Source organism: Candidatus Dependentiae bacterium (assembly GCA_016191325.1).
GTDB lineage: Bacteria > Babelota > Babeliae > Babelales > JACPOV01 > JACPOV01.
This window is the reverse complement of sequence record JACPOV010000006.1, coordinates 1-1,933: the sequence shown is the minus strand read 5'-3', so window position 1 is coordinate 1,933 and position 1,933 is coordinate 1. Positions and strand designations below refer to the sequence as shown.

The 1,933-nt window shown below is 39.3% G+C and carries 3 protein-coding genes; all 3 read right to left on the bottom strand.

All coding sequences use genetic code 11. The features are described from left to right. A partial coding sequence (locus HYX58_00110; protein ID MBI2774401.1) for a hypothetical protein occupies positions 1-284 on the bottom strand: 284 nt, incomplete at its 3' end. A gap of 25 nt (positions 285-309) precedes the next feature. Further along, positions 310-759 (bottom strand): nuclear transport factor 2 family protein, encoded by a 450-nt coding sequence (locus tag HYX58_00105; protein ID MBI2774400.1) that lies wholly within the window; start codon positions 757-759, stop codon positions 310-312. Positions 760-776: 17 nt separating this feature from the next. Continuing rightward, positions 777-1,898 (bottom strand): efflux RND transporter periplasmic adaptor subunit, encoded by a 1,122-nt coding sequence (locus HYX58_00100; protein MBI2774399.1) that lies wholly within the window; start codon positions 1,896-1,898, stop codon positions 777-779. Positions 1,899-1,933 lie beyond the last annotated feature (35 nt).

The following is a 1,933-nucleotide window of genomic DNA, read 5'->3' as shown; positions in this document are numbered from 1 at the left end:
GGGCATTTGCCTGCTTTGTCGTATGTTTTATCTCCTTCGCATTTCATAGGGCATTGATAGGCTGCTGCCACTGCCGGTTTTGCTACAGCTTTTAAATTCATACCGCACTTTGGGCATTTGCCAGCCTGGCTGTATGTTTTATCGCCTTCACATTTCATGGGGCATTGATAGGCCATTGTATCTTCCGCCACTTTATTGGGTTTTACCTTTGGTTTTTGTGCATTTACTGCGTTGAAGGAAATCACTGCTACTGCCATTAAAAGAAAAATTTTCAACTGTTTCATTGGTTATAAGTTTTATGTTTAAAATTTATTTTGCTTTTCTGAATGATGAATGTGTTTGTAAAATCTTCCATCCATCTTTTGTTTTTTGCAATACAGATGTAGCTACGCCCTGGCTTTTTATTTCTTTACCATCTTTTGCCAATACAATAGTGTAGATATATGTCTCGGTTGAAAAGGCATATTCACGTGTAACGGTTACATCAACTTTATAATCGCTAAAGGTGAAGGATTTAAACTCTTTTAGTTCCGGGCCCAGATGGTGTTCAAGGTAGTGCCCGATGGTTCCTTCATCACTTGCCTGTTCATATACTTTTGAATCTTTTACAAAAAGATTTACTACACCGGTAGTGTCTAATTTTTCAATTGCTTTTTTATAGCTGTTCAGTACATTCTTCACAGCTTCTTTGTCGCCTGTTTGCGAAAATGCTGCAACACCGGATATCAGCAGCGAAACCATCATTAATAGTTTTCTCATGTTGTTTATTTTTTTAATTATTGGTTTAAATACATCATTTTCATTTGATACACATTGGTAGTAACAATTCTTTCGCCTTCCTCAGCTCCCCTGCTGATTACAGTAAATTTGTCATTGCTCTCACCTTTTACAATAAAGCTGATGCTGTATTGCTCCGCTTTATCTTTAACAAACACAGCAGGTTTTCCATTTACATCGGTAATGGCTTCGTTGGGTAATACTACCTGCCGGATGATATTGCTTCCTGTCATTCGCACATTTACATTTTCTCCAATCTTAAACTGGCCATTGGGATTGAGTATTTCAAATACAACTTTCTGTGACTGGTTGCCTGCATTTACTGTTTGTGCAGCACTAATCATTTTCAGTTTATATGTCAGCGTATCTGTATTGGAGATTGTTGTAAAAGTTGTGGCGGTCTTCAAGCTTTCAACATCGGCGGCAAAGACCTGCGCCTCTACAAACACCTGGTTCAGGTTGGTTATTTCAAACAGGGTTTCGCCGCTGTTTACAACTGCACCTATGGAATAATTAAATGTTCCCACAACACCACTTACGGGAGATGTAAGAGATACCAGCTTTGAACTGCCTGTATTTTTTCCGGTGTTTGCATCAAACAGGGCTTTATTTCTTTTGGCACTTTCATACCTTGCCTTTGCTTCAGTGATGTCTTTCTTTGCCGCTATATCTTCTATTGCCATCAGCCTTTCATACTGGGCTTTGGCGGCTTCAAATTCTGCATTTACGCTATTGCTTTGTGAAACGATGCTGATTTGTGTTCCTGCATCTACCTGCTGTTCTATTACAGCCACTACCTCACCCTTTCCAACCTTTTGACCCGGTGCAACTTTTAATGAAACAATTTTCCCAACCTGTGGCGATTGTATTACAGCCCTGCCTTGTGGTGCTGCAGTGATTGTTCCAAGAAATACAGTTGATTCATTAAAATTGCCTGTGCCTATTTTCACCGTTTGAATATTGAAAAGAAATTGTGTTTGTTTTTCACCTAAACAGGTTGTGGATGAGCCGCCGCCAGATTTAGCTGTTTCATTTCCATGATCTTCACCGCCATGTGCCGAAACCGGATTATAAGTGGCAGCAGGTAAAAGACAAAAAAGAATGATAGCACCTGTAATCATTTTTCTGCTTCTGCTTTTGTTTACAAAAAACATGG

What these genes read in the sequence shown, in the direction of transcription:
- HYX58_00105 (MBI2774400.1), bottom strand. Translation starts at nt 759, where the DNA reads ATGAGAAAACTATTAATGATGGTTTCGCTGCTGATATCCGGTGTTGCA.
- HYX58_00100 (MBI2774399.1), bottom strand. Translation starts at nt 1,898, where the DNA reads ATGATTACAGGTGCTATCATTCTTTTTTGTCTTTTACCTGCTGCCACT.